Genomic DNA, 26,170 nt, shown 5'->3' with positions numbered 1-26,170 from the left:
TGGTTGCTTGCAACCAGGTTTTTCTTTTATGAGTTTTTAATTCCTTTGGGCTTAGTCGCATCAAAAGACCATCCCCCACCTAAAGCTTTAATCAACTGCACACTAGCTATTTGTCGACGAGTGCGTATATTTACCGAAGCAAGTTCTGCCTGCAATGCCGTATTTTCCGCAACCACAACTTGTAAGAAGGTCACTAAACCACCTTTATATCGATATTGCTCTTGGACCCAAGCGCGCATTGCCGCCCGAGTTGCTGCATCCTGCGATATGCGTTCCTTATCCAATTGTTTCATCGCAATAAGATTATCTTCAACATCCTGGAATCCCGTTAGAACTGACTTTCTATAAGCAGCTACCGCTGCAAAATAATCGGCTTTAGCCTGATTCAATAGACTGCGTAACCGCCCTCCATCAAAAACGGTAACTTCGGCAATTGGCTGAATTAGCGTTAGCAAACTCAACGGCCCAATAGACCAAAACACACTGGGTTTGGAAATTAGATTAGCTAAAGAACGACTTTGAAAACCACCACTTCCAGTTAAATTAAATTGTGGGAAAAATGCAGCACGGGCAACGCCAATGCTGGCATTCGCCGATTGTACTCGATGTTCCGCAGCAACAATATCCGGTCGACGCTCTAATAAGGTTGATGGCATATTCGGCGCAATAGCTAAGTACTTTTTCGATAATTTTGCAGGAGCCAAAGAGAAATTAGAAGGAATTTCCCCGACTAAGACCGCAATAGCATGCTCCAGCTGCTCCCTATTTAAGCGCATATCTTCCGCCATAGTTTTGGCATTTTCAACTTGTGTTTCCGCCTCATCAACATCAGCAATAGGGGCAGCCCCACCTTTATGACGTTGTTGGGTTAAATAAAGCGCCTTTTTGTAGGCTGCAACGGTTTGCTCTAAAATGCGTAGTTGTTCATCACTGCCTCTTAAGGCAAAATAATCGCTGGCAAGCTCCGCGTGTAAACTTAGATGAATTGCGGCTACATCTGCAGCACTAGCTTTCGCAGTCTGAGCAGTGGCAACTATTTGATTGCGTACAGCCCCCCAAGCATCAAGTTCATAACTTAGATAACCACCCGCTAAAAATTGATTATAAACAAAGACCGTAGGCGGGTTCGCAACCGTCCTTGAATTTTGCTGCCTGTCTCCATTAAATAAAGCCTGCAATGTAGGGAAAAGTGCTGCTCGCGCAACTTGCGCTAAAGCATAGGCATCCTGATAATGGGCAAATGCTATTTTTAAATCCTGGTTAGCACTCGTCAAGCGTTCTTGCAAATCATTAAGAATCGGATCATTAAAGGCTTCCCACCAAGCATCCGGCTTAACTAGCCGGGGTTTCGTGGTTACTTTTCTCCAAGTTCCAGTCTCTTTAAAATGCTCTGGAATCGGCATGAACGGACGCTCATATTTTGGGGCCAAAGAACAGCCAGCCAAAACAAAAACAAATAAACCAGGAATACTTAGTTTTTTCATGAAGCTACCCGCACCACTTCACCATTGGAAATTGAATCGGGAGGATTCAAAACGATACGCTCGCCCGGGGTCACGCCAGTAGCAATTTCCACTTCAGCACCAAAATCACGACTGATGGTTACTGATTTTAATTGAATCTTATTGTTTTTATCAGCGACCGCAACCTGCAATCCTGCCGCTTGGAAAATTAAGGTATTTACGGGTAAACGTACGGTGTTGGGTGGTAACGGAAATGTAAACCAAACCTCCGTATAACTACCAGATAACATCAGTTCCTCTTTATTTTCCGCCGTAAATTGTGCAAGCAAAGTGCGTGTGTTCGGATCAATCGCTCGGGCTGTATCAAACAATTTCGCAGCAAACACCTTATTGGGATGCTCTGCAAAATGTAAACTTACCTGCATGTCCGAAGTCAGACGCGTTGATAAATTTTGCGGTACCTTGACATACACGCGCAAGGGATTTGTCTGAGCAATACGAAATAAGGGTTTGGCTGTAGTACTACTACCTTCATTAATCAAATCGCCTATATCAGTAGCACGCGCAGTAATTACGCCATCAAAAGGAGCTATTACTCGTTGAAACCCAACTAACTGATTTAATCGCGCAAGATTTTCTTTGGCAGAGATCATTGCCGCTTGCAGGGCCTTTGCGCTACTGACTTTCTCATCGGTTTCTTGCTTGGAAACAGAATCTGTTTTTAATAAATTCACCCAACGCTTCGCCGTAGATTGAGCGAGATTATTATTAGCAATTGCGGTATTCAAATCAGCTACGGCCTGACGCTGTTGTGCATCTAATTCAGGCGTTTCAATGTCAGCGAGGAGATCACCAGCCTTAACATGACTACCTATATCAACATACCACTTTCGCACATACCCATTCGTACGGGCAAAAATGGGAGCCTCATGCCAAGCCAAAACATTTCCTGGTAAAATAATTTTATCCGTTCCCTTAGCCGCTGTCGCCTCAAGAACCCGTACCACGGTTACCGCCTCCGCAACAGTACGTTTACGTAAAACCATGGCGGCATGAATGCGAAAGATAATCATCAACAGCACAATCAGTAAGAAAATAGAAAGACCAATCACATAATGACGATGCCGTTTGTCTTTAAGGTGTAATCGCATTTTATCAAACATTGTTATTCCTTTGCTTCATCTTCGCGTTCAATTTACGCTCGTGAATTACATAAAAAACTGCCGGCACGAAAAAGAGCGTGGCAATGGTCGCAAACGATAAACCGCCGATGACCGCTCTTCCTAATGGTGCATTTTGCTCGCCACCATCTCCTAAGCCTAAAGCCATAGGTAGCATACCAATCACCATAGCAGAAGCAGTCATCAATACAGGACGTAGGCGCGCTCTTCCCGCTTCAAGAGCGGCTATAAAAGGATTGGGGGTTGTCGCAAGATGATCCCTGGCAAAACTGATGATCAAAATACTGTTGGCAGTTGCCACCCCCATACACATAATTGCTCCCGTTAATGCAGGCACACTTAAAGGGGTATGGGTTAAAAACAACATCCAGGCGATCCCTGCTAATGCGGCGGGTAATGCAGTAATAATAATAAAAGGATCCAACCATGATTGAAAATTAATAACAATCAACAAATACACGAGTAAAATGGAAAATGCTAAGCCCCAATAAAGGCCTGAAAAGGCATGAGCTTGGGTATCAATCTGACCGCGAATTGCGACCGAAGAACCTTTAGGCAAATCCTTTTGGGTCTCATTCAATATCCTTTGAATATCTTTAGCTACAGCCCCAAGATCACGGTCTTGTATTGATGCAAAAATATCAATTACTGGCTGAACATTATAGTGGGATTCAACGGCGGAGGTCCAAGCACGCGTCACTTGACTCACCGCCCCCAAAATTTGTACTTGGCTTGGCAGTGTTAACGTTCCAATAGGAAGATTTTTCAATGCCTGTAGTGAATTCATCACATATTGCGGTGCTTGGGTAACAATTGGATAAGAAACACCATTATGAGGATCTAACCAAAAAGTCGGAGAAGTTTGGAAGCTTCCGGATAAACTAATTAATAAATCCGATGCAATATCCAATTGAGAAAAACCAATTTCTTTAGAAAGGCTTCGGTCCACATCAACAAATAAAACCGGATAGTTATCTGCTTGTCGAGTACGCACATCCGCAAGACCAGGAATCAATTTAAGTTTTCGTATCAACTGATTTGCATATTGGGCATTCTCTTTTCTTTTTAAACCAATAACTTGAATATTAATTGGCGAGGGCAAACCAAAGTTAATAATTTGATTCACAATATCTGCCGGTAAAAATGCAATGGATACTGAAGGAAATTCATTATTTAAAACCGTTCTTAATTTACGAACATAGTCAGGACTAGGACGATGGCCTTCTTTTAAAGAAATTAAAATATCCGCATCTTCAGGTCCGATAGTTGCCGAATTACTGTAAGACAAGTTAATACCACTTACTGGCAAGCCAATATTATCAACAATACTATCCAGTTCACCAGCTGGAATGATACGACGAATTACCGTATCCACATTGTCAACGAGACGTGCCGTATCCTCAACCCGAGTCCCGGTTGGAGCTCGAATATGCAACTTAATTTGACCAGCATCCACATTGGGGAAAAAATCTGAACCTAACCACGGCCATAGCAAAAACAAGGAGACCAACACCATAGCTAAAAAGCAGGGAATAAAAAATGTCGCATTTTTTAAGACCGAAGAAAGCAAGTCACAATAGCGCAGACGAAATTCGGCGAATTTATGCTCGAAGGCTTCATGCATACGCACAAAACGATTCGTACTTTCAGGCTTATCTACCGACAAATCATGTTTCTTTAATAAATATTTAGCCAAGGTAGCAACTAAGGTCCGTGACAAAATATATGACATTAACATCGCAAAGACTACCGCCTCAGCTAATGGAACAAATAAGTACTGCGCAACTCCCCCCAAGAAAAACATGGGCACGAATACAATACAAATACATAAAGTAGATACTAAGGCAGGGATAGCAATTTGCTTAGCCCCATCCAAAATCGATTGTTCTACCTCTTTGCCTTGCTCCAAGTTCCAATTAATATTTTCAATCGCTACGGTCGCATCATCAACTAAGATTCCTACAGCAAGCGCCAATCCGCCCAAGGTCATAATATTAATGGTTTCACCCAAGGCGGAAAGAATGGTAATAGAGGCAATGATTGATAAAGGAATTGAGATGGTGATAATAAAGGTACTACGAAGGCTCCCAAGGAAGAGTAAAATCATCAGCCCGGTTAGCGCTGCAGCAATGATCCCTTCCGTAATAACCCCTTGAATCGCAGCCGTAACAAAGATAGATTGATCCGCGAATTGAGACAAGTTTAACCCCTCAGGCAAAATCTCTTTCACCTTAGGCAACAAGTCTTTAATTTGCTTAATAATATCTAAAGTAGAGGCATTACCTGATTTTTGAATGGACATCATTACCGCCCGCTGCCCATCCACCCGCACAATATTCGTCTGCGGCGCAAATCCATCTCGTACATGGGCAACGTCCCGAATAAAAAGTACTCTTCCTGGAGTCGACGCTACAGGAAAATCGTTCATTTGATCAACAACAAGTGGGCTCCCATTAAGTTTAACAATGTACTCATAAGTACCAATTTTTTGGGTTCCTGCAGGAACGATTAAGTTTTGCGCCCCAATTGCCGCATTAATTTGTTGTGCCGAGATGCCATAGGTTTGCATGGCCTTCGGATTAAGATCGACTTGAATTTGCCGTGTTTTCCCGCCATAGGGAAATGGGATTGCCGCCCCCTGCACAGTAGCAAGCTGCGATCGTAAAAAGTTATTCGCCAAATCATTGAGATTTTGCTCAGGGATGGTTGCGCTGGATAACACTAATTGTAATACCGGCACCGTGGATGCTTTATAATTTAGAATTAATGGGGGTAATGAGCCAGGAGGCAGGTTTCTCAAGATGGTTTGGGAAATCGCCGTTACCTGGCTTAGAGCTACATCAATGTTAACTCCCGGATGGAAAAACAATTTGGTGACACTGACGCCGAGCAGTGATTCCGATTCAATATGTTCAATATCATTGACCGTTGTCGTTACAGCACGTTCAAAAACACTGGTAATGCGATTCCCCATTTCATCCGGAGGCAATCCCGTGTAATTCCACACCACACTCACTACAGGAATATTAATATCTGGAAAAATATCGGTAGGAGTACGCATTATTGTTAATGGGCCAATGATAAGTAACATCAGCGCTAAAACAATAAAAGTGTACGGTCGCGACAGTGCAATCCATACAATCCACATAACTAACTGTCCCTGTCACCTCGAATAAATAGCTTAGCAGTATAACAATAAAATACGGGGAAAATAAGGTTTGTCTAGTCTATTAACTGGCAGATGCAACGCATTATTAACTTAAATCAATAATTTGTCCACAACGAACAAAGCCTCGAAATCCATGGGTGCTTGTATCAGGTAAGGTCCCATCATTATAATGATAAAGCCACATTTTGGACCTAATTTCGGGAGCTAACGTGGTTAGCTGATCAAAATGTGCATGCACACCACTGGGGGCCGGTAAAGTTTCACAATCATGAAACACAATGGTGGCATCTTCGTAGTATTGTTTAAAATCATCGGGTGTAAATTGCGTGTCCGCGGTGATAAAAAATTTTTTTCCTTGATAAGCGATGTCCAAACCATAACAGGGCATTAAACAACCATTGGAATGCACGTGGACGGTTTTAATTAAGTTTATTCGTAGCCCCTCCCATTCAAAGTATTGTCCATGGGCAACCGTTTGCACCAAAAAGAAATCACTCAACGTTGCGTCAACCTCATTCAGTGTTTTTAAACCTCCACTGAGCGAATGATCCCAAAGCATCCCCGCCAATTCTTCATGAACAATCAGCGTAGGTTTACCTTTGTGCGAAACAAACATCCGTTGCAGTGCAAACCACTCCATACCGCCAACATGATCCGCATGCAAATGACTAATATAAACCGCATCAATATCTTCGGCCGTATAATTAGCTTTAGTTAATGAAAAACGAATATCTGTACCACAATCAATTAATAGCTTTTTGCCATTATCAGTAAGAAGCAGCATGTTGGATTGATAATTCAATGGATCGCTACCCAATCCGCTTGCGGTGCCTAAAAATAATAATTTCATTAAATAATCCTAATTGATACTGCCTGTCCTAAATGAAAAAATACAAATACTTACTCTTAAAGAATAGCATTTAAAATTAGTTATTAAAAATACCCCTATTAGCCCAAAATAGTCTATCTTTTTAAGTAAGAACTAGGTGTTTACACATGGCTACTGTGCATGAAATTAAACTTGAAAAATACCCGGCTTATCAACTGCTTTTTCTTCTTTTTGGCAATTACGCTAATTTGCCTAATCTATTGTTTATTTGAATTAAAATACTACTCCGCACAAGAAATGTTTACCGAGCTGGATCGCCACAAAGCTTATGCGATCGCCGATGAATTACGCCAAAGCTCTGATGATTTAACTACAATGGCTCGCCTTTATGTGACTACCAGCAATAAAAAATATCGAAATTATTATGATCAAGTCTTAGCTATACGTAATGGCGCGGCCCCCCGTCCGGTAAAATATGACGAACCCTACTGGGATTTAATTATCACAAACAAAAGCCCCAAAGATTATCAAACACCTAAATCCCTAGCGGAAATGATGTTAGAGCATCATTTCACCTTAAAAGAGTTTGCTCTTCTGGCTAAGGCTGAAAATAAAAGTAACGCATTGACTCAAATAGAAATAAAAGCAATGAATGCCGTAGATGGAAAGTTTCAAGACAGCTCAGGGCATTACAGCATCCAAGGAAAACCAGATCCTGAACTAGCGCAAAAATTATTATTTAATGATGAGTACATGAATACCAAAACAGAGGTAATGCAACCTATTCGAGAATTTTTTGAGCACGTAAACTCACGAGTGCAACGCACCATTCTCGGCATTGAGGCACAAGTGCAACATACCATTTCCATAGCCTTAGGATTTGCATTCCTCTCAACGATCATCATGATATTTTCTATAGTGCAGACCTTAAGATCTTTGTCCAAGGCCAATGAAGAAAATGACTTATTACTCCTCAATATCTTACCCGAGTCAATCGCTTCTCGCCTTAAGTTAGGTGAGCAAAACATTGCAGATGAATATCCTCAAGCCAGTGTAATGTTTGCGGACATTATAAATTTCAGTGAGCTAACAGACCAATTAGGTCCGAAAAAAACGGTCACCATCTTGAATAAGTTGTTTGCAGAGCTCGATAGTATTACTGAGAAATACCATGTAGAAAAAGTAAAAACCATTGGTGACAACTATATGGCAGTTGCAGGAGTTCCGGTGCAGACAACACAGCATGCAATAAATATGGCAAATTATTCTCTCGCTATTTTAGAACGCATGCAAGCCTTTAATAAATCTCAGCAAATGAATCTGCAATTTCGCATTGGTATGACTTATGGGACGGTAATTGCTGGAGTTATTGGCCATAAGAAATTTTTATATGATGTCTGGGGCAACGTCGTTAATTTAGCCAGTCGCTTAGAAAAAAGTGCTCTGCCTAATAAAATTCATATCTCAGAAAAGATGGCTTTTATGTTAGAAGAAGAGTTCATTATTGAACCTTATGATACGATCACAGTGAAAGGTTTTGGAGCGATAAAGACCTATTTTTTGCTGGGTAAAAGGGAAGACGTTCTGGGCGAGAAATAAGTATGTGACCGTGCTCTATTCTCAATAGCTTGCAGGTTGGCCCATGGCACGATATGAAGTTCAAGTGTAGCTCCATACCTTGTTGCACGCATGGGGCTCATCTACAATTTAAAATGGAGTCACTAAGTTAATGGCAACGCCGACAGATCCCATAAATATTTAATTCGTGATCAGTCATCTTAAAATGAGCACGTTCAGCAATCTCTTTTTGTCGTTGTTCGATCACCTCATCAACAAATTCTTCGACAAAACCACACTTCACACATACTAAGTGATCATGGTGAGCACCTTGGCTTAATTCAAAGACTGAATGCCCGCCTTCAAAATTATGACGCGTGACTAGGCCAGCATTTTCAAATTGGGTTAATACACGATATACCGTCGCCAGGCCGACGTCTTCACCGGTTTCTAATAATGCCTTATAAACCCCTTCAGCGCTTAAATGATGGTTACTAGACTGTTCTAAAATCTGCAATACTTTTAAACGTGGTAAGGTTATTTTTAATCCGGCATTTTTTAATTGCTTACTTTCATGCATCGATGCTCCTGGTTCGACTATTTTCTCTAAGATACGAAGTTCTACATACCTTGCAGGTGTCTTTCAGTAAATGACGTGCTATTATGGCGAAATTTTTCACGGTAGGCAAAAAAATGAGAATAATAGCTTTACTCCTTGGTATTTTATGTACCCTAACTCTAACTCAATGCACCTCCTTTGACTTTGCACGTCGAGTAGCTCAGCAAGGAAACTTATTACCCGAATCCAAGCTAAAACGCTTAAAAATTGGCATGAGTAAGAATGATGTTGCCATCTTAATGGGAACGAGTTTATTAAGTCCTACCTTTAATAATGACCGTTGGGATTATGCCTATACCTGGCGCCGTGGTCATGGAAATATTACGATCATTACTGTAAGTTTGTATTTCTCTAATGGAACCTTAAAACGAATTGAGCGAATCTAAGTTCTTAAATCACATAAAGAATGTCGGGCCATCATAGGCCCGACCTGCGTTTGATTCGTAATTTTTTACTTCTTTCCTTGAGCTCGTTGGCGTCGGTTCTCTTTAGGATCCAGAGATAAAGGACGATAAATTTCAACCCGATCGCCGTCTTTAAGTTCGGTATCCAATGTCACCTGTTTCGCATAAATGCCTACAGACATCTTTTCGGTTTCAGGATGAGAATCATATATTCCAGATACAAGCAATGCATCCGCAACGGTTGCGCCCTGCTTCAACTCCAGCCGCTGATGCACTATTTGTTGTTCCTTAGTAATATAAACAAGCTCAACCTTCACCATAAATTACCCTTGCCCGCTCACAAAAAGAATCAACCATTTTATCGGTTACTTGTTCAAAAACCGGCCCGAGTAACATAGAAAACATGCGACCAGCAAATTCAAACTCTAAGTCAAAAGAAACCTTGCAGCCCTCATCAACTTCATCAAAACGCCAAAATCCTTCCAAATGGCTAAATGGGCCATCAACCAACCGAATTTCAATCATCTTATTAATCTGCAAACGATTGCGAGTGGTAAAGGATTTACTCATGCCTGCCGCGCCAATCACTAAGGTTGCTTGTACTTCGTCTTCATCACGATGATGCACTACACTTTCCGCACAATAGGGTAGAAACTGAGCATAATGTTCTACCTCATTCACTAAACGAAACATTTGTTCGCAGGAATACCCTACAGTTCTTGATTTTTTTACTATTGTCATAAAATACTCCCAGGAGCGTGCTGGCATAACCAAAGGCTGATATCTCTAATTTCATCCATGCACACAGAATGCTCCATAGGATACTTGTGATCCGTAAGATATGTGTAACCATTGTTTAACAGCCAATCTTTACTCATTTCAACCCACTTCGGTACTACTAAAGGATCAAATTGCCCTGACCCAATAAAAATCGGCGTATGCTTATCAAGCTTTGGTCTGTTATGATCCGCTAAAGGCAAGTATGCTGACAAAGCTATAACCCCGCCCAACCGGCCAGGGGTGTGTAGGGCTGTATGCAAAGCCATCGCCCCGCCTTGTGAGAATCCTGCTAAAAACAGCTGCTCAAAAGCAAAACCATCTCGCAATTGGGCATCCATCACTTCGCGAATTAAGCATTCTGACTGCTCAATACCTTCCTTGTCTTGCCGGTCAACTAATTCCATTCCTAGAATGTCATACCAAGCAGGCATTACCATGCCATTATTGAGCGTCACTGGGCGCATAGGCGCATTGATAAATACATGGCGTAACGCCACATCCCCTGCCACCAATTGATCAGCCAAACCGACCATATCAGAAGCATCGGCACCCAACCCATGCATCCAAATGACACATGCTTGTGCTGGAGCTTGGGGCTCTTTCACATAAACACTCAAAATGTTCCCCTTAATGCAAAAGACAAATTATCGCCAATGCCTCAGCACAGTGCAAGTTATCCCAAGCCAATATTTACAGGAAAAGTCTTTTTCGATAAAAATTGATCAGTGAGGAAAGCGCATTAAATAAGAACAAAACCAGCCCGCCACTGTTTATTTTATCTACAAACCTGTGTTATAATGGTCAGCTGTGTTTTAAGAGGTACCAAAATGCATCCAGACGACAAAACCAAACCATTTCTCCTTACTATGTTGGGTACAGATACCACGCTATACCCCATTACTAAAAAAACAAAAAAAGACCATGTATTAAAAAAAGGAGAGGTCGTTAGTGATTATCCAAAAGGAGAATCATTAAGTTTGGTGAGCATGCAAGTTAAGGTGGAAGAAGAGGCAAAAATAAATCTAAGCCCAATCCCCTATAAAACGGATGAAGTTACGGTTGTAAATGGCCCTACAACTAGCGGCGCAAACGTGGGTGAAAAAATTGGTTTTGGGGTTGCTGAAATATTACTCGCGGTTGCTCGCGGCCAACAACCAATTAATATCATTGCCCATAGTAGAGGGGCAGTTGAATCCACGCTGATTACTCATGAGATACAAGCCGTACAAAATATGATTGCAGCGTGTAACTCGATTGATGAAGTCATTGCAGAGTTACTCCGCCAACAAACTGAACGACATAACGCAAAAAAACCGATTAATAACACTCCAGATATTATTGAACATTTAAAAGCGCAATTACAGTTTATTCCACAAGAAGAACGAGCAACGTGGTTTGAATCTCTAAAAAAGAATATTCCAAATACCTCAATTAACTTTTTGGGCGTTGATCCTGTACCAGGGGATTGCTTTCCCATAACTTGGTATGACGATCGCTATTTTACCATTCCACCAATTGCCCAAAACGTTCAGATTCTGTATTACGAAAATGAACATTCTTCCTTAGGATTTACCCCTGCATGGATTCAACCAGAATCACCAGAACAAAAGTTTGTGTGCTATACCATTCCAGGTCATCACGGTACAGGCTCTGCTGGAAATAATGCCTCACAGCAAAAAGTGGTCATGACCGACTCATCAGTAAAGGCAACCCATGTCCAGAAGTTATTAATTTATAAATTGCTGGATTTTTTAAACCAACATGGGATCATCTTTAACGATCTGGGCCAAGAGCTTTTTAAAAAACATACGGCTTTAGGCCGAAAATATGCCATCGTGTTAAATGATGAAGAGAACCTTTCCGATATTTTTGCCGATCTAGCGGATGCCCAACTTGATGAATCCGAGGACGAACATAGCGAAATTACACTCGTTGGTGAACAATCAGAACCCATTGAACTAGCCGAAAAACCTAAAAATAAAAAAATTGATGTAGCGAAACTTAATTTTTCAGCTATCTATCGCGAGCTATATGACAAAATCGCGCAAAACAGAAAAGCATATGAGGCATTTAATAGCACCAGTTATACCCTGATGGGGGTTACTCCACAGCGACGAATACTGCGCAAAGGGGATCCAGAGAAAACAAGTCATACCTATGGACTCCTGACCGATGTTATGTCCATTAATTCAGGTTTTGTTAATGATGAACAAGCCCGACTAATACAAGAATACTTTTTCAGCTTGTTCCAATTAGAGCACCCTCCAGAGAATCTAGCAGAGATCGTTAATAAAGTTAGTACTGTTTTAGAGAAAAATATTAGACCTCTTGCGGAGCAAGAGAGGATTGAGGATTTAAACAGCAGCTACATCCTGGTAGATAACAAAAGTGCCAACCTACGTGACAAAGCGACACGTGATGTAGTTAGCAAAAACTTCGGCAGCGTTATTCAATTAGTCAGCACACACTATTTAACAGTTGATTGGAGCTCCGCAGATAAAAAAGCGGAAAAACAGCAACTTTTTGATGCTATTATTAGCTTACTGCAAAAATTTAAAGAATTATCGACGCTGCAAGATGACATTGCCCAAACCTTTGTTTCTGAATTAACAAAACTAGCCGTATCGGGAATTGGCGAGACATTAGAAGATCAATATCAAATATTGACAAAGAGCTATGAGCGCATTAATCAATCTACAGATAAGCGGTTACAACGATTTTTCCACGATCTTAGTGCTCAATTTGTTGCCAAAGGCACTAACTTGCAAATAAATAGCTTAGTCGCAGCAATCATGGATACTCCTGCATATCAGGAATTAGCAGACCATCCCCCCGCACTTAAAATCGCCTACATCTTTGCACAGTTAAGCACAAATGGCTGCGAGGAATTAATTGAACAAATCGAAGCCAACTTTAAGCTACACCATTCACAATTAGGCTCCGATGAGGTGAATAGTCAAGAAACCAATATCATTGAAAAGCTCGCCGAAAATTTTGTGGAGCAATACGCAGATAGCCTTGAAGCGATAACAAAGCTCCATGAACAAATGCAAGTATTTATGAATGACTTGAGTGCTTTAAGTAATCTTGTTCCTGAAAAAACAGCCGACTTTGGGATCTATGTACTCAAACTTCGTCAAAACTCGCATACGTTAATTGAACGAGCAGCGCAAAAATTCTATTACGGGCATAGCATCGATGAGCTTCCCCCGATTGCCACTGCGGGAACTTTTGCTGAATTAGTGGAGCGTTATGCTATTGAAAATTACGGTATCGCTGATCGAGCTAAAGAAAATCAAGTAACATTAGCAGCTGATAACAAACAATTACATGCTGCGAATGAACAGCTCCAAAATGAGAAGCGCGGTGTAGAGAATCAATTAGATATACAGAATGAAGCAAATGCCTCCTTAGGAAGACAATTACGCGAAAGTACCGAAAGAAATCAGGATTTTCAGGCAGCCTTAAATAGCGAGGAAGAAGCAAGAAACCTTTTACTCATCAGCCAAAAGTTAAGGCCATTAACTGAAAATTACTTACGAAAATTAGAAAACTCGACCAGCGATGAAAATGGAACCAGACGCCCTAAAATAGAGCATCTTAACTCATTGTTAGAGAGCCTAAATAATTCCATTGCGCAGCCCAAACCCTCTGAACGAGTAAAGGCATTTTATGACAAATTAAAAATCGCCACCGAAGAGCTAGACAAACACCGTGATAAAGACTGGGTACGCTATGTAAGAAATACGGTCATCGCGGGTGCTATTTTGGCATCAGCAGTGCTTCCAGGACTGCTCTTCCTCATAGCGTATGTAAAATTTACGGGTAACTCACCATACTTCTGGAGCAGTCAAGGCAGCACTTTTGTTAACGAATTAAATAAGGTTCGTCCATCATCTTTAGAAAAAATCGAGAAAGTTGAATTGACTGAAGCAGAAAAGATAGATAATGAGGTAGAGATCGAGGGTAGGTTCTTGCACGCATGATAATTGGTTAAATACCTCTATATGGCTCTCATTATAAAGGCTTTTCTGATTTACATGCCAACATATCAGAAAAGCCGCCCCCTTTAAAGGCATGGTATATATTTTCCGATCAAGTCAAGCCCGTTAATCCTAAATATAAATAAAAAAAATTACTGCAGAATCAAAAATGTAGTGCTAGACTTTAGGTCGAGTGGGCTGCAGTGTGTTCCACGGATAGCTATTATAGATTGATTATTTGTATTAATAATAAAAAAAGTTTAAAGAAGGATGGTATTAAATTATGGAAGCAACTAAACGTACATTTTTACGCACTACTCTTGCTGTTGCATTAACTTCTGGCGTTGTATTTGCTGCAGCTGCTGCGCCAGCTACTGGACAGTTAGTGATTGTTAACAGCTTAGGTAACGTAAGCACTACAAACACTGGAGCATCTGCTTCTAGCTTTTCTGTGGTAGTATCCGATAGTTCTGGTCCTTGCTCAACCACTGCGAGCGTTGCTTATAACGGTACTGTAACTGTTAAATGGAATGCAGCTGCTACTCACAGTACGACTTCTTGTACTGGCATCACTAGTGTTGCAGTTACTCCACTTAAAGCTACTGTGGGTACTGTTTCAACCATTATATATGACAGTGTAACAACTACAACCGTTCCAGCAGCTACAGCAACTGGAGCAGTTACCTTCACAGCACCAACAACCGCTTATCCAAATATGGTGCTAGTTGTTAATGGTAATGGAAGTCCCGCATCTGCTGTAACTGCATCTGCTACTGCATGGGGTGTGGGCGCTGCAGCAGCTCCAGTATTTGACGCTGGTAACGGTTCGTTAACCACTGTAGGGGTTCCTGGTGCTCTGGGTGCATATGGATTGAAAGCAGAAAACATCATGAGACGTTATGCTGTTCTTCCTCTGCTAGCAGCAGAATAATAATATAAATTAGCTGCGGCACCTTAGCTCAGAATGAGGCTCCATTTCATTCTGAGCTAAGTTCAACCAAATAAGTTATACAGGCGATTGAATGAAGCATATGAATTTACTCTTAATTGCCTTATTGGCGATATTGACTCTTTCTGGCTGTGGCCAAAAAGGTCGACTCTATTTACCACTGCCTGAAACACAAAACACTGAAACCACTAACTCTAAATAAACGAGATGAGTATAAAATTTACTAAAATGCATGGATTAGGCAATGACTTCATGGTCATTGATGGCATTAATCAAAAATTTGATCTTAGTCCCCAGCACATAAGCACGCTCGCGCAGCGTAATACCGGTATTGGTTTTGATCAGCTATTGCTTATTGAACCAAGCAATCATGCGGATATTGATTTTAAATACCGAATTTTTAACGCGGACGGTCATGAGGTTGGTCAATGTGGTAACGGAGCGCGTTGCCTAGCAGCATTTGTGAAACATTATGGTTTAACGCAAAAAAATAGTTTAACGGTTGCTACCTCCACTACGCAAATGCATTTACATATCAATGCAGATAGTACCATTGGGGTTGAGATGGGAATCCCACGCCTAGCTCCCAAGGATATTCCCCTAATTGCCGAGCATCAAGCAGAGGCGTACACCATAAACTTGGAGGAAGGTGAAACGGCGATTATTCATGCGCTAAGCGTCGGCAATCCACATGCCGTTTTACTAGTTCATGATACCGAAATGGCACCAGTTCATACCCTCGGGCAGCAAATTAGTCATCATCAACGCTTTCCTGAGCAAGTGAATGTTGGCTTTATGCACATTATAAACCCAAGGCAGATCAAATTAAGGGTCTACGAGCGAGGCTGTGGCGAAACGCTTGCTTGTGGCAGTGGCGCAGTGGCCGCTGCCGCTATCGGCCGCTTATACCATCAACTAGAGCAACAAATAACTGTTTCCTTACCGGGCGGTGATTTGATTATTAACTGGCCCGCCTTCGATAAGCCCATCACCCTAACAGGGCCTGCGACTTTCGTCTATGAAGGAACAACTCTATCCATCTGACAATCCATCGTTGACCTGTCAGTTGTGACGTTTCGCATGCAAAATACAGCTAAAAAGATGAGCGCTTACCTCGTGGACGCACAATATCTGTAAAATATTTACGCAATCGCCATTACATGCGGCGTCATCCATTCAAAACAGCGGCCCATCGCATTGTTTAAATATTTCCTTTTCCCGATAAACTTAAACAAAAAGAGATAGCCAAATAGTCCAACGTCGATTGCAACTTATAGTGGAAAACCCTCAAAGATATATCAATGACACCATCTCATTGATCGCTGATTCGCGTGATGTAGCTCTGCAAATAGATTTTTCAACCTTTGATCTCGCATTAAAAGAATTGGCTGAAAAAGAAAACGATTTACGCCAAAGAAATTGGCCGGAATCCATAGCTCATTACATTAAGTGGCCTGTTTTTCCAGTGCTAATATTAAGTAAACCTCCTGCAGCTTAATCAGATGGCCCCAAAATAGTAATCTACTCGAGGGGCGGGCCTGCAGCTCCAGCTGGACACCATTATAACGAGCTAAAGAGAGGCAGTCGTTGGAGGCTGGGATGATACTCCGTTTTTTTCCTCTTTTCTCCCATCTTCTTTTGCAAAAAAACTATCGTTAAAGTTTTTTACCATCCATCCCCAGGTGGATTGGGCGGTTTTCACCACTTGTTCAGAATAGACAGAAAGGGTCTCTTTAGTCACAGTAATCACCTGATTCACATCCGCTACGGCGTCTGTTACAACCAGCAACTCTTCATTGAGTTCGGGCAAAGGACAGTTAAACTCTGCTGCAGTCCGTATTAATTTTCCAGGACCATCATTTATTTGCTTTATGAGTATTTCAGTCTCGCTTAAAGGACGTTGTCGACATGATAAGGCTAACAAGCGAAAATGATTCTCCATGAATGGGCCCTGGTTGCATTTTAACCAAGCGTACAGTCTGAGTTGGTTCTCATTGTGATGAACTACATAATTGAATAAGGCTTGCACCTTCATTCGAGTTTCAAATTCATCACTAGGTGAATCAGTAAAGGCATAATGGGTTAAGGCTCTTGCTAAGGCCTCAAATTGTCCCTGAGTCAATATGGTGGGGGGGGCCATTTCCTTTAAGAGCGCGTGTATGTCTTTTTCTATCGGCAATGCAGGCTCATCCTCTGAGAGGGGTTCCACTGTGGCTACTGCTGACTTCATTGACTCTGGAAGTACATAAATAGGATTCCTTGGTGTAAAAAACCCAGTCCAGCCATAAAACCAGCATCGTTTGATGTATTTGATTAAGCTAGAAAAAAGGCCGTCATTATTGGAAAGCCCAAGTTCAAATTCTGCTTCAGCCTGCGCCCGTTGCGCGATTTGAATCATGTCCTGGTCGATTGTGATTAATTCATTTAATGCCCATGAACATAGATTTGCAATTACTTGATAGTTGCCCTGCTCCCCCATGAAGCCCAAATGCCTTATGGTTGCTCTTGCATCATATAGAAACAACTTTTGGATAATTCGTTCATCAGAAGACCTGGTTTGTTGTAGTATTGCAGAAAAAATTGAATCTCTAAGATTAGAATCTAATTGAGCGTTAGGCAGTAAAAAAATGAGCCTCTGCATTGCCTGGCGGCTCTTAGCCCAATCCCCAGCGTCAGCGAAATGACTGAGGTAATCATTAATTAGGCGTTCAATAGATTTTATATCACCACGATAATGAATTAGGAAATACTCGAAAAAGTTAATGGATTGGTATTTGGCAAGAAACTCATTTACAGTAGTTGCCATCTCATCATTCAATAATTGAGATGGATTCGGAATATCATCGAGAACCACATGTTGTACTATTTTTTGTATATTTAGACGCCTGTTATGATATAAAGGGTATGTGCTACCGGCTAATGCATTCGTTTTTAAATAGCCACAAAAATAATTACTGGTGAGTTCGCGAGTTCTAACTTGAATCTCATTAAGCTCAGAAACATTTTCTAAAGCCAATAATAACTCGATTGCCTCTGCAGAAAAGGCATGATTCGCCTGAAGCAAGCTGTTCGTCAATTGCTTAATAAATGAAGTATATGCCTCGTAATAATGTCCATTCAGATATAATTTCATTGCTAAAATTAAATGTGACTCTTGGTTTACCAACAAAAGTAATTTCTTAGGCAGAGGATGAAACAAATGCAAGTGCTCAATAATCGTTGACGTGAGTAATACTTGTTTACTGGGTTCCTGATCTTTTATAGCATCGATAATTTCTGAATAGATTAGCTTCATTAAATGAGCTAATACATAATGGGCATTAGGCAGAAAGGCATAATGCCGTACCCAATAAAAAATTAATTCACGGTGCAAATGCTTATACAATAAGGCTTGTACTTGAGTAGTGCTTAATTGATGAAAATGAGGGACGGAGCAAAGTAAGCTTACAGCCGCTTCAGGATCCAATTTATTAATGAGCTCGGTCGTAAGTATAGTTACGTCAAGTTGATGAATCCAAGCATTCAGACGAGATGGCTCAGTACGGGACTCTTTAAATGCTACTCTCTTGAGCACCGATTCACCTTTTAAATTCACCAAATACTCACTTTGACCTAAGAGACGCACGATTAATAAGGTACGAACTCTTGGCTCATGCATTATATTAATTAATTCAATTAGTTCTTGCGGCGTAAATTGATTTTCTTCAAGCGTGGTTATGAATTTGAGTTGCGAGGTCGCGTTACTGTTAATTTCAGCTAAATAAGCCTCATTCCCTAAAGCTGCTTTAAACAAGTCTATTTTTCCAGGCATGCAACTCTCCCGTTGGCCTCTATCGCGATGTGAGCTCTTATCTCAATCCAATACTCACATAAATACTTCTTTTTCAGGATAGCTGTTTGAGAAAAAAACGCAATAGATAAGCTTGCTTAGCCTAAAATGGTCTTCATGCAGGGCGCTGATTGTATAATTTTTAATGTTTATGAAGTGGGCTGATTATTCGCTGCGACTAATTGATGCTTCTTAAGCTTCCAACGTTTATGCATCCAATTCCATTGCTCAGGATGAGCTAAAATAATACGCTCTAAAGCTTGATTATATGCAAGGGTATTTTGATAAAGGGATTCAGCTGTAGAACCATAATCCTTCCAAGGAATCGGTTCAAAAAACTCTAAAACATGCTTACCATTAGGCAAGCGATATCCCGCAGCAGGAATAACGGGAACTCCGGTATAACGTGACAACGTAGCTAAACTACGATAGGTTCCTGCCTTTTCACCAAAGAACTCTACTGCAATCCCATCTCGATTAACTAAAGAGGCATGCTGATCTAAAACAAAAATTACCGCATGATTTTGTTCTAGAGCTGCACATACTTTATCAAGTGAGTTTTTCTTAGGGATTACATTTAAGCCAGCCTGGTAATATTGCTTAAATAAACTACGTTCAATAAGTTTAATCGATAAGGTACGGCGAATAAAATGAAACTGGCCTTGAAACTCTTTAAAGTTAAGCACCCCACCTATTGGTGCGACTTCCCAATTGCCAAAATGCCCGGTGAGCGTCAACACTCCTTTTTGCTGAGCGACCACGGACAACATATGCTCATGGCCACGCACCTCAACAAGCTGACGTAGCTTCTCTTCGCTCATAAAGCGTAATTGCAAGGCTTCTTTAAATGATTTAAGCAAATGTGAATAATACGATTTAACTAAATGATTTTTTAGAGCCAAACTTAAGCGCTCACCATAAACGCGATCAATATTCGCCATGATGACCTGACGCTTATAAGGAGCAAACTTAAAAATAGCCCGCCCCCAAAAACTAGTCGGTAATGCGCTAATTTGTTGTTCTAAATCATTCACAGGCTTTAATCACCAAACACGTGTTCATACTGGCAAATCCGCGATTAACTACTAAGGCATAATCCGCGTTACCTAAAGAGCGATGTTCCGCACTAACAGATAATTCCTCACAACTATTTGCTGTTTGCTGTAAATTAGCAATACCAGGAATGCATTGATTTTCCAAAGCATAAATTGCCATGACCGCATCAATTAATCCTGAAGCACAAATCGTATGCCCCATAGACCACTTAAATGAAGTTACTGGTGTTTTTTGTTCGGCAAAAATTTCTTTTATTGCCCGAGCTTCACTGTCATCCGATTTCACATTCCCATTACCATGCGCCACAATCATGCCAATATCTTGTGGATGAATTGCAGTCGACTCTAAGGTTCGTTGCATCAATGCTGCCAATTGTTGGCCATCATTCTCAATAGAAAATAATCCAGTTGCCTCAGTGGCCGATAAACCACCCATCACTTCACCATAACAGCGTGCAGAACGCGCACGGACACTCGCCTCACTTTCCAAAACTAATGCAGCCGCCCCTTCAGCCATAATAGTGCCATCATGCTCCGCATCAAATGGTTTTAAGTGACGATGACTTAATACTCCTAATTGATCGTAATAGTATAAAGATTGTGGTTCAGTTGCTACATCATAAGCAACAACCACTGCGCGATCCACTTGCCCGCTCACGATTGCATGATAGGCCTCGATTAACGCTTGAGTTCCCCCTACCGCATGGTTCGTGACATTATGATTAGGACCTTTAAATCCGTAAGTAATCCCGGTATACGCTAAAACGTTATTAGGAAGAATCCGTAATAACCACATTGGATGGACTTCATCAAATAATTGTTGTGCAAAGGGCTGCATCTCCCCTTGTGATTTGGCAAGCAAGGGTAAAAAATCATACTGCTGGAAGTACTTGTTTCCAGGCGAACCGACAAAAATTGCTGTTTGTTCATTGAAGTCATCGGCATTTTCCAGACCATCACGATAAACAATCATTTGACTGTGCTCAACTGCCTGAACCGCGGCATTAATACCAATAACATCCTGACGGGAAATGACTTTAATTAGTTTTCTATCCGGCAACATTTTTGCAGGGTGAAAATCTTTAAGTTCACCACCAAGACGCGCAGACCACTGCGATAAATCCCAGTCACGAATTTCTTCGATTCCACTTTTACCTGTGGAAATAGACTCCCAGGTTGCATCAGCAGTGTTCCCTGAAGCAGTTAAAGCACTGCGGCCGGTAATAAATACTCTATTGCGTTGACTCATCGCCCTGCTCCTTCAAACTCAGGATGCTTAAATAATAAGCAGCTATTCGAGCCACCAAAACCAAACGAATCCGACAAAACCACACCTAAAGATTTTTCACGTGGTCCATCAACAACATAATCCAGATCGCATTCAGGATCGGGGGTAGTTAAATTTGCCGTTTTAGGAATTTGTCCGTGCTCGATGGCCTTAACCGATAATACGGCTTCAAGGGCGCCAGCAGCAGCAATCAAATGTCCAGTTTGTCCTTTGGTTGAACTCACCGGTAAATGTGCAGCACGCTCACCAAATACGGCTTTAATAGCATTGGTTTCACTTAAATCATTCATCTTAGTTGAAGTACCATGGGCATTGATGTAATCGACGTCGGATGCCTGTACTCCCGCATCACTTAATGCACGTTGAATTGCTTGAATCGCCCCATCACCATTGGGATGAGAGTCGGTAATCCGATACGAGCTGAGTGAATTTCCTTCACCAGCTAACTCGGCATAAATACGTGCCCCACGCGCCTTCGCTTTATCCCAATCTTCAAGGATCAAAAAGGCAGCACCTTCACCCAAAACAAAACCATTTCGAGTACCATCAAAAGGACGACTGGCCGTTTCCGGAGTCTCATTATAAGTAGATAATGCGCCTAATAAACAAAAACTGGAAAGACCAATGGGGTTTATCATTGAATCAAAACCACCCGCAAGCATAAAGTCAGCTTCGCCACGACGAATCACCTGCATGGCCAGCCCTAAAGCCTGACCACCTGATGCACAAGCAGTATGCACGGAAGAAGCATAACCACGAATACCAAATTGTTGAATTAACAGAGATAAACCAGAGTTGGTTGTGGTTTTACCAAAATCCGCCAGTTGATAAAATTCGCGTGAATTTTCTTGCAACTGGGTCCAATTAACTTCGCCATCTTGAGCACAGGTTTTCTGAAAGCGATGCAAGTAATCAAACTCAGAGGTCATCATTCCGCTACCAGTAACCACGCCCCATTGTGATGCAGTTTGCTCTGTAGGTAAAATACCTGCATCCTCAAATGCTTGTCTTGCAGCATCTAAGGCATATTGGGTAAATGACATCGCAAAACGAGAATGCTTATTAGCTAATGCCGGATTAGGTTTAAAGTTTTTTACCTCTGCCGCAATGTGCGTAGGAAATGCGCTCGCATCAAATTGTTTAATTTCAGCGATTCCTGATTTCCCAGCCAATAAATTCGCCCAGGTGGATTCAACATCAAGACCTATAGGAGAAACAGCCCCTAAACCTGTAATTGCAACTCGTTTTTTTTTCACGTTAATTACCTCGAGGAATAAGTACCACATCCACAACACAAACTCGCTTTCCAGCTACTTCGCTACGAAAAGCCAAGATGAGCTCATTTTCCGTGTGTCGTTTAACGGTCACATAACACTCAATCACATCTCCAGGATGGACAAATTCATTCATTTTTATCTTGCGCAACTCGCTGACGCAATACGCTTCTGAAAATGCCGCGCGTGCAACAAATTCTCGAGCCAAATTTAACTTGCACTCCAATAAAACCGTCATCGGCAAAACCGGGTTCTTCGGGAAGTGATCCGGCAAGTAGGGGGCAGCACGGGTGATTCGTTTTACTGCAGTCAAACTAACCCCTGGTTCGCTTGAGCTTATACGGTCGAAAGTCATTGAGACTGTGCGGATGGTGTTGTTATGAGTAAGTTGTTGCCCATCTAATAATGGAACACTTTCTGAGCTAAGAGCAGCCCAATCGCCAGGATTATCAATTTCAGCGTATTGTTGCTTCACTTCCTCCAGACTAATAAAATCAGTCATGGGCAATAAGGGACCTAAGGCACCTTCAACGCTAAAAATTAGCTCAGCGCCTACTCGGGCGATACTATGGTATTGCACTGCGCGATCATCAACTTGGTCAATAAACGACTCGAGTAATAAAGTCTCACCAACATAGGCGGGCCTATGTAACTGAGCACTAGCAACAATACCTGCAACGGGACGTTGGGAAAAACCATTATGGTGCATCACATTCCAAGCAGCCAATTGTCCTAGAGTCTCACCAATTAATGAAGGGATAAAACAAAGACGCCCTTGCTCATCAGTAGTCAGGAAGGTATCATCACTTGTTACGTGTTTAATCCCCCGGATTAATTCTCCGGGAGATGAGTGCACAATGCGATCAACAAACAAAAATCTCATTTACGATCACGCAGTAACTTGTTGTTCATTCATTGCAGAAACAACTAATTTACAAAAAGTTTCAACAGTAAATAAAGTTGGGATTTCGTTAACTTTCATGCTTGATTTGAATTGATCCGCAGGGACTTCGCTCAAATAATTTTGCAATGCAATCAGGCCTTGTGGAGTTAACACGCCCCCTTTTTCAAACTCATCTTCAGCTAAATCGCCACGTGCATTTTTTTCTAATTGACCGCGTGGAATTTTAATTTTGAATTCTTTTTCCAATTGGAAAACTAAATCAAGAAAATCAATGGATTCAGCACCTAAGTCAGCAATTAAGCGACTGTTTTGAGACACTTCGTCTTCATCAATTACAAGTACATCGGCAACGATTTCTCTAACCTTAGGATAAACGTCAGCTACATTCATATTTTTTCCTCAGAGATTCAGGCTGGTTCACAAAGCCGCAAAGTATATCATAGATTTTTTTAAAGACATAAAATTAACATAGTTTGGTTAAAAACAGACAATAATAATGCAATATTGGCATGAGGAATTTAAATTATGAGGCCATTGCAACGAAAGGATCGGGACACCACTATTAAGAGCTATATATGTAGGTGGGCCCATGGCCCAATCTACATCATCGAAAAACTTCCCTACCCAACTTGACTATAACCTGCGTCTACAAACAAAGTATGTCCATTAATCATGTCTGCTTCAGGTAAGCACAATAAATAAACCGCATTAGCAACATCTTGAGGAGTTAATGGTCTATCACTCAGAGCATGAGCTTGATACTCATCCAATAATTGTTCCCTGTTTGGGAAGTGCTTTAATGCATCGGTATCAACTACCCCCGCAGAAACCGTATTAACAGTGACCCCATCAGCGGCTAACTCCAAACTGAGTGAACGCACTAACGCTTCCAGAGCCGCTTTAGAGGCGCCAATAAATGCATAGTTAGGAATAGCACGATGTGCGCCCAAACTGGATAAAGCAATAACACGACCGCCTCGTGGCATCAAGGTACGGCCTTCGGAAGCAAGGTGATTTAATGCCAAAGCGTTAGTTTCCAAACACCAGCGCCAGTGTTTGGTTGACATTTTCAATGCCGGTTTTAAAACCCCACTTGCCGCATTACTCACTAAGAAATTAAGATGATCAAAATGCTCACGAAATTGCACAAACATTTCTTTAACTGATTGATGGTCTGCCACATTCGCCTGTAATGCAACCGCTTTCCGCCCTATTGCCTGAATCTCTTGGACTAGAGCCTGAGCTTCATCTGAACTATTGTAATAAACAATGGCAATATCGCATCCAGCTTGAGCCAACTTTAATGCAGTAGCCTTACCGATACCTCGTGCGCCACCAGTAATTAACCCAACTTTTCCTGCAAAATTTAAACTCATGAAACAACCCTCTGACTAAAATAGTGCATTGTCATTTTTATTCAACTGGAATGCAATCTTTCCTGTATTAAATTTTTAAAGATCTTGTTTCTGGATGTCTAACTTTGTACTATCCCCACACCACATGCCAACCCTAGTAAATTAGTAATGAAATACCCCTGGTCTAAAACTGTATTTCCAATTGCCGCCATTTTTTCATTCCGTATGCTCGGTTTATTTTTGCTGATCCCCGTATTTAGCATTTATGCTGAAAACCTACGGGGTGCAACTCCGGCTCTAATTGGCCTTGCCTTGGGAATCTACGGTCTGGGCCAAGGTATCCTGCAAATGCCTTTTGGCTTCTTTTCAGATAAAATTGGCCGCAAACCAATTATTACCCTAGGCCTAATTTTATTTGCTTGCGGTAGTATTTTAGGTGCCTTAACCGACTCCATATATGGCATGATTATCGCCAGAGCCATACAAGGTACCGGAGCAATAGGCAGTGTCTTGATTGCCTTACTTGCCGATTTAACGCCTGATGGACAACGCACCAAAGCCATGGCTGTGATTGGCATGACCATTGGTACTTCCTTTAGTTTGGCCATGGTAATCAGCCCTGCTTTATCGCATCGTTATGGCTTAGCTGGTATTTTTTATCTGACTGCTGCATTAGCCATATTAGGTTTGCTTTTGCTGCATGGGGTCATCCCTCAACCAAAAGCAGAACGCTTTCATGGTGACAGTGAAGCAAATCCAGCCCTATTCAAACAAGTAATCCACAATAAACACTTACTGCGCCTTGATGTAGGTATTTTCTGTCAACACTTCATTCTTACCTCTACATTTTTCGCCATCCCGTTTATCTTAAGAAAACAAGTAGAACAAGGCCACTTAGCACAACAATGGCATTTTTATTTACCACTAATGCTAGGTGCCTTCTTACTAATGATCCCCTTTGTCATTATTGCGGAAAAGAAAAAGCTCATGAAACGTATTTTCCTAAGCTCCGTTGTGGTCATCACGTTTGCGCAACTGCTCTTGGCTTATACCTATCAAAATTGGTTAAGCCTTTGCCTACTCATGCTCGCCTTTTTTATTGCCTTCAATATCCTTGAAGCAGCCCTTCCCTCATTAGTCTCCAAACAAGCCCAGCCCAATAGCAAAGGGACAGCGATGGGGATTTATTCGACTAGTCAATTCTTAGGTATTTTCATTGGCGGTGCTCTTGCAGGCCTCTTATATCAATGGAATGGCAGCCAGGGCATTTTCATGGTGAATGCACTATTAGCAGCTCTTTGGTTCGTCATCTCCTATTCAATGCAGCCTAACATTTATGTAGCTACCTTAATTCTAGCTTGTGACTGGTTCGATAAAAAAGAAGAGGTTATAAATCAACTACTAAGTGCTCCAGGCATTCTTGAAGTTGTATTTGCAAAGGAAGAACAAGTCCTTTATTTACGCGTAGATAAAGAACATTATGTTGAGGGCAGTGCTGAACAAACACTTAGAACTGCCTCTCGTTAGGAGA

23 protein-coding genes are annotated in these 26,170 nt (G+C 41.4%); 8 read left to right on the top strand and 15 right to left on the bottom strand.

Annotated elements, in window-relative coordinates:
* Positions 1 to 26: 26 nt before the first annotated feature.
* The 4 genes from E1P08_RS09720 to E1P08_RS09705 all read right to left on the bottom strand — a co-directional run bounded on the left by E1P08_RS09720 (position 27) and on the right by E1P08_RS09705 (position 6,663).
* Positions 27 to 1,484 carry an efflux transporter outer membrane subunit gene (locus E1P08_RS09720; protein ID WP_133136830.1) on the bottom strand — a complete coding sequence of 486 codons (1,458 nt, stop codon included), beginning with the start codon at positions 1,482 to 1,484 and terminating at the stop codon, positions 27 to 29.
* The gene (locus E1P08_RS09715) at positions 1,481 to 2,626 is read right to left on the bottom strand and encodes an efflux RND transporter periplasmic adaptor subunit (RefSeq protein WP_133136829.1); all 1,146 of its coding nucleotides are present in this window, start codon (positions 2,624 to 2,626) and stop codon (positions 1,481 to 1,483) included. The genes E1P08_RS09720 and E1P08_RS09715 overlap by 4 nt, the downstream gene beginning before the upstream one ends.
* On the bottom strand, positions 2,619 to 5,792 hold the full coding sequence (locus E1P08_RS09710; protein ID WP_133136828.1) for an efflux RND transporter permease subunit: 3,174 nt from the start codon (positions 5,790 to 5,792) through the stop codon (positions 2,619 to 2,621). Before E1P08_RS09710 ends, E1P08_RS09715 begins: the two co-directional genes overlap by 8 nt.
* Positions 5,793 to 5,898: 106 nt before the next feature.
* Complete coding sequence (locus E1P08_RS09705) at positions 5,899 to 6,663, bottom strand: MBL fold metallo-hydrolase (RefSeq protein WP_133136827.1); 765 nt, start codon at positions 6,661 to 6,663, stop codon at positions 5,899 to 5,901.
* Positions 6,664 to 6,822: 159 nt separating this feature from the next.
* Between E1P08_RS09705 and E1P08_RS09700 the strand changes: the two genes are divergently transcribed.
* Positions 6,823 to 8,241: an adenylate/guanylate cyclase domain-containing protein gene (locus tag E1P08_RS09700; protein ID WP_207387356.1), complete on the top strand. Its 1,419-nt coding sequence runs from the start codon at positions 6,823 to 6,825 to the stop codon at positions 8,239 to 8,241.
* A 127-nt stretch (positions 8,242 to 8,368) separates the two neighbouring features.
* Here E1P08_RS09700 and fur read toward each other — a convergent pair whose 3' ends face one another.
* Positions 8,369 to 8,779, bottom strand: coding sequence for a ferric iron uptake transcriptional regulator (gene fur, locus E1P08_RS09695; protein WP_133136825.1), 411 nt, complete (start codon positions 8,777 to 8,779; stop codon positions 8,369 to 8,371).
* A gap of 83 nt (positions 8,780 to 8,862) precedes the next feature.
* Here fur and E1P08_RS09690 point away from each other — a divergent pair, with 83 nt between their 5' ends.
* The gene (locus tag E1P08_RS09690) at positions 8,863 to 9,204 is read left to right on the top strand and encodes an outer membrane protein assembly factor BamE (protein ID WP_133136824.1); all 342 of its coding nucleotides are present in this window, start codon (positions 8,863 to 8,865) and stop codon (positions 9,202 to 9,204) included.
* Between the two features lie 65 nt (positions 9,205 to 9,269).
* On the opposite strand, the gene E1P08_RS09685 is transcribed toward E1P08_RS09690, so the two are convergent.
* Genes E1P08_RS09685 through E1P08_RS09675 form a run of 3 tightly spaced genes read right to left on the bottom strand, consistent with a single transcriptional unit; the run spans position 9,270 to position 10,607 of the window.
* Positions 9,270 to 9,542 (bottom strand): RnfH family protein, encoded by a 273-nt coding sequence (locus tag E1P08_RS09685; RefSeq protein ID WP_133136823.1) that lies wholly within the window; start codon positions 9,540 to 9,542, stop codon positions 9,270 to 9,272.
* The gene (locus E1P08_RS09680) at positions 9,529 to 9,963 is read right to left on the bottom strand and encodes a type II toxin-antitoxin system RatA family toxin (RefSeq protein WP_133136822.1); all 435 of its coding nucleotides are present in this window, start codon (positions 9,961 to 9,963) and stop codon (positions 9,529 to 9,531) included. Before E1P08_RS09680 ends, E1P08_RS09685 begins: the two co-directional genes overlap by 14 nt.
* Entirely contained in the window at positions 9,960 to 10,607 is a 648-nt protein-coding gene (locus tag E1P08_RS09675) for an alpha/beta hydrolase (RefSeq protein WP_133137022.1), read from the bottom strand. Before E1P08_RS09675 ends, E1P08_RS09680 begins: the two co-directional genes overlap by 4 nt.
* A 222-nt stretch (positions 10,608 to 10,829) precedes the next feature.
* On the opposite strand from E1P08_RS09675, the gene E1P08_RS09670 reads away from it, so the two are divergent.
* From E1P08_RS09670 to E1P08_RS09650, 5 genes are all read left to right on the top strand, one after another.
* Entirely contained in the window at positions 10,830 to 13,988 is a 3,159-nt protein-coding gene (locus tag E1P08_RS09670) for a coiled-coil domain-containing protein (protein WP_133136821.1), read from the top strand.
* Between the two features lie 280 nt (positions 13,989 to 14,268).
* Positions 14,269 to 14,916 (top strand): hypothetical protein, encoded by a 648-nt coding sequence (locus E1P08_RS09665; RefSeq protein ID WP_133136820.1) that lies wholly within the window; start codon positions 14,269 to 14,271, stop codon positions 14,914 to 14,916.
* A gap of 91 nt (positions 14,917 to 15,007) precedes the next feature.
* Entirely contained in the window at positions 15,008 to 15,136 is a 129-nt protein-coding gene (lptM, locus tag E1P08_RS09660; protein WP_133136819.1) for an LPS translocon maturation chaperone LptM, read from the top strand.
* Positions 15,137 to 15,141: 5 nt separating this feature from the next.
* A complete protein-coding gene (dapF, locus tag E1P08_RS09655; RefSeq protein ID WP_133136818.1) occupies positions 15,142 to 15,978 on the top strand; it encodes a diaminopimelate epimerase in 837 nt (278 codons plus the stop codon).
* 232 nt (positions 15,979 to 16,210) lie between these two features.
* Positions 16,211 to 16,432, top strand: coding sequence for a hypothetical protein (locus E1P08_RS09650; protein ID WP_133136817.1), 222 nt, complete (start codon positions 16,211 to 16,213; stop codon positions 16,430 to 16,432).
* A 72-nt stretch (positions 16,433 to 16,504) separates the two neighbouring features.
* On the opposite strand, the gene E1P08_RS09645 is transcribed toward E1P08_RS09650, so the two are convergent.
* From E1P08_RS09645 to fabL, 7 genes are all read right to left on the bottom strand, one after another.
* Positions 16,505 to 18,745 (bottom strand): hypothetical protein, encoded by a 2,241-nt coding sequence (locus E1P08_RS09645; RefSeq protein ID WP_133136816.1) that lies wholly within the window; start codon positions 18,743 to 18,745, stop codon positions 16,505 to 16,507.
* 167 nt (positions 18,746 to 18,912) lie between these two features.
* On the bottom strand, positions 18,913 to 19,797 hold the full coding sequence (locus E1P08_RS09640) for a lysophospholipid acyltransferase family protein (protein ID WP_133136815.1): 885 nt from the start codon (positions 19,795 to 19,797) through the stop codon (positions 18,913 to 18,915).
* Positions 19,790 to 21,067 (bottom strand): beta-ketoacyl-[acyl-carrier-protein] synthase family protein, encoded by a 1,278-nt coding sequence (locus tag E1P08_RS09635; protein ID WP_133136814.1) that lies wholly within the window; start codon positions 21,065 to 21,067, stop codon positions 19,790 to 19,792. Before E1P08_RS09635 ends, E1P08_RS09640 begins: the two co-directional genes overlap by 8 nt.
* A complete protein-coding gene (locus E1P08_RS09630) occupies positions 21,064 to 22,392 on the bottom strand; it encodes a beta-ketoacyl-[acyl-carrier-protein] synthase family protein (RefSeq protein ID WP_133136813.1) in 1,329 nt (442 codons plus the stop codon). The genes E1P08_RS09635 and E1P08_RS09630 overlap by 4 nt, the downstream gene beginning before the upstream one ends.
* Entirely contained in the window at positions 22,364 to 23,263 is a 900-nt protein-coding gene (locus tag E1P08_RS09625) for an ApeI family dehydratase (protein WP_133136812.1), read from the bottom strand. The genes E1P08_RS09630 and E1P08_RS09625 overlap by 29 nt, the downstream gene beginning before the upstream one ends.
* 6 nt (positions 23,264 to 23,269) lie before the next feature.
* Positions 23,270 to 23,674 (bottom strand): acyl carrier protein, encoded by a 405-nt coding sequence (locus tag E1P08_RS09620; protein ID WP_133136811.1) that lies wholly within the window; start codon positions 23,672 to 23,674, stop codon positions 23,270 to 23,272.
* 230 nt (positions 23,675 to 23,904) lie between these two features.
* The gene (gene fabL, locus E1P08_RS09615) at positions 23,905 to 24,660 is read right to left on the bottom strand and encodes an enoyl-[acyl-carrier-protein] reductase FabL (RefSeq protein ID WP_133136810.1); all 756 of its coding nucleotides are present in this window, start codon (positions 24,658 to 24,660) and stop codon (positions 23,905 to 23,907) included.
* 147 nt (positions 24,661 to 24,807) lie between these two features.
* On the opposite strand from fabL, the gene E1P08_RS09610 reads away from it, so the two are divergent.
* Entirely contained in the window at positions 24,808 to 26,166 is a 1,359-nt protein-coding gene (locus tag E1P08_RS09610) for an MFS transporter (RefSeq protein ID WP_133136809.1), read from the top strand.
* Positions 26,167 to 26,170 lie beyond the last annotated feature (4 nt).

Source organism: Legionella rowbothamii, from assembly GCF_900639985.1.
Classification (GTDB): Bacteria; Pseudomonadota; Gammaproteobacteria; order Legionellales; family Legionellaceae; genus Legionella; species Legionella rowbothamii.
Note: the sequence above shows the minus strand (reverse complement) of the source record. Positions and strands in the feature narration are given on the sequence as shown.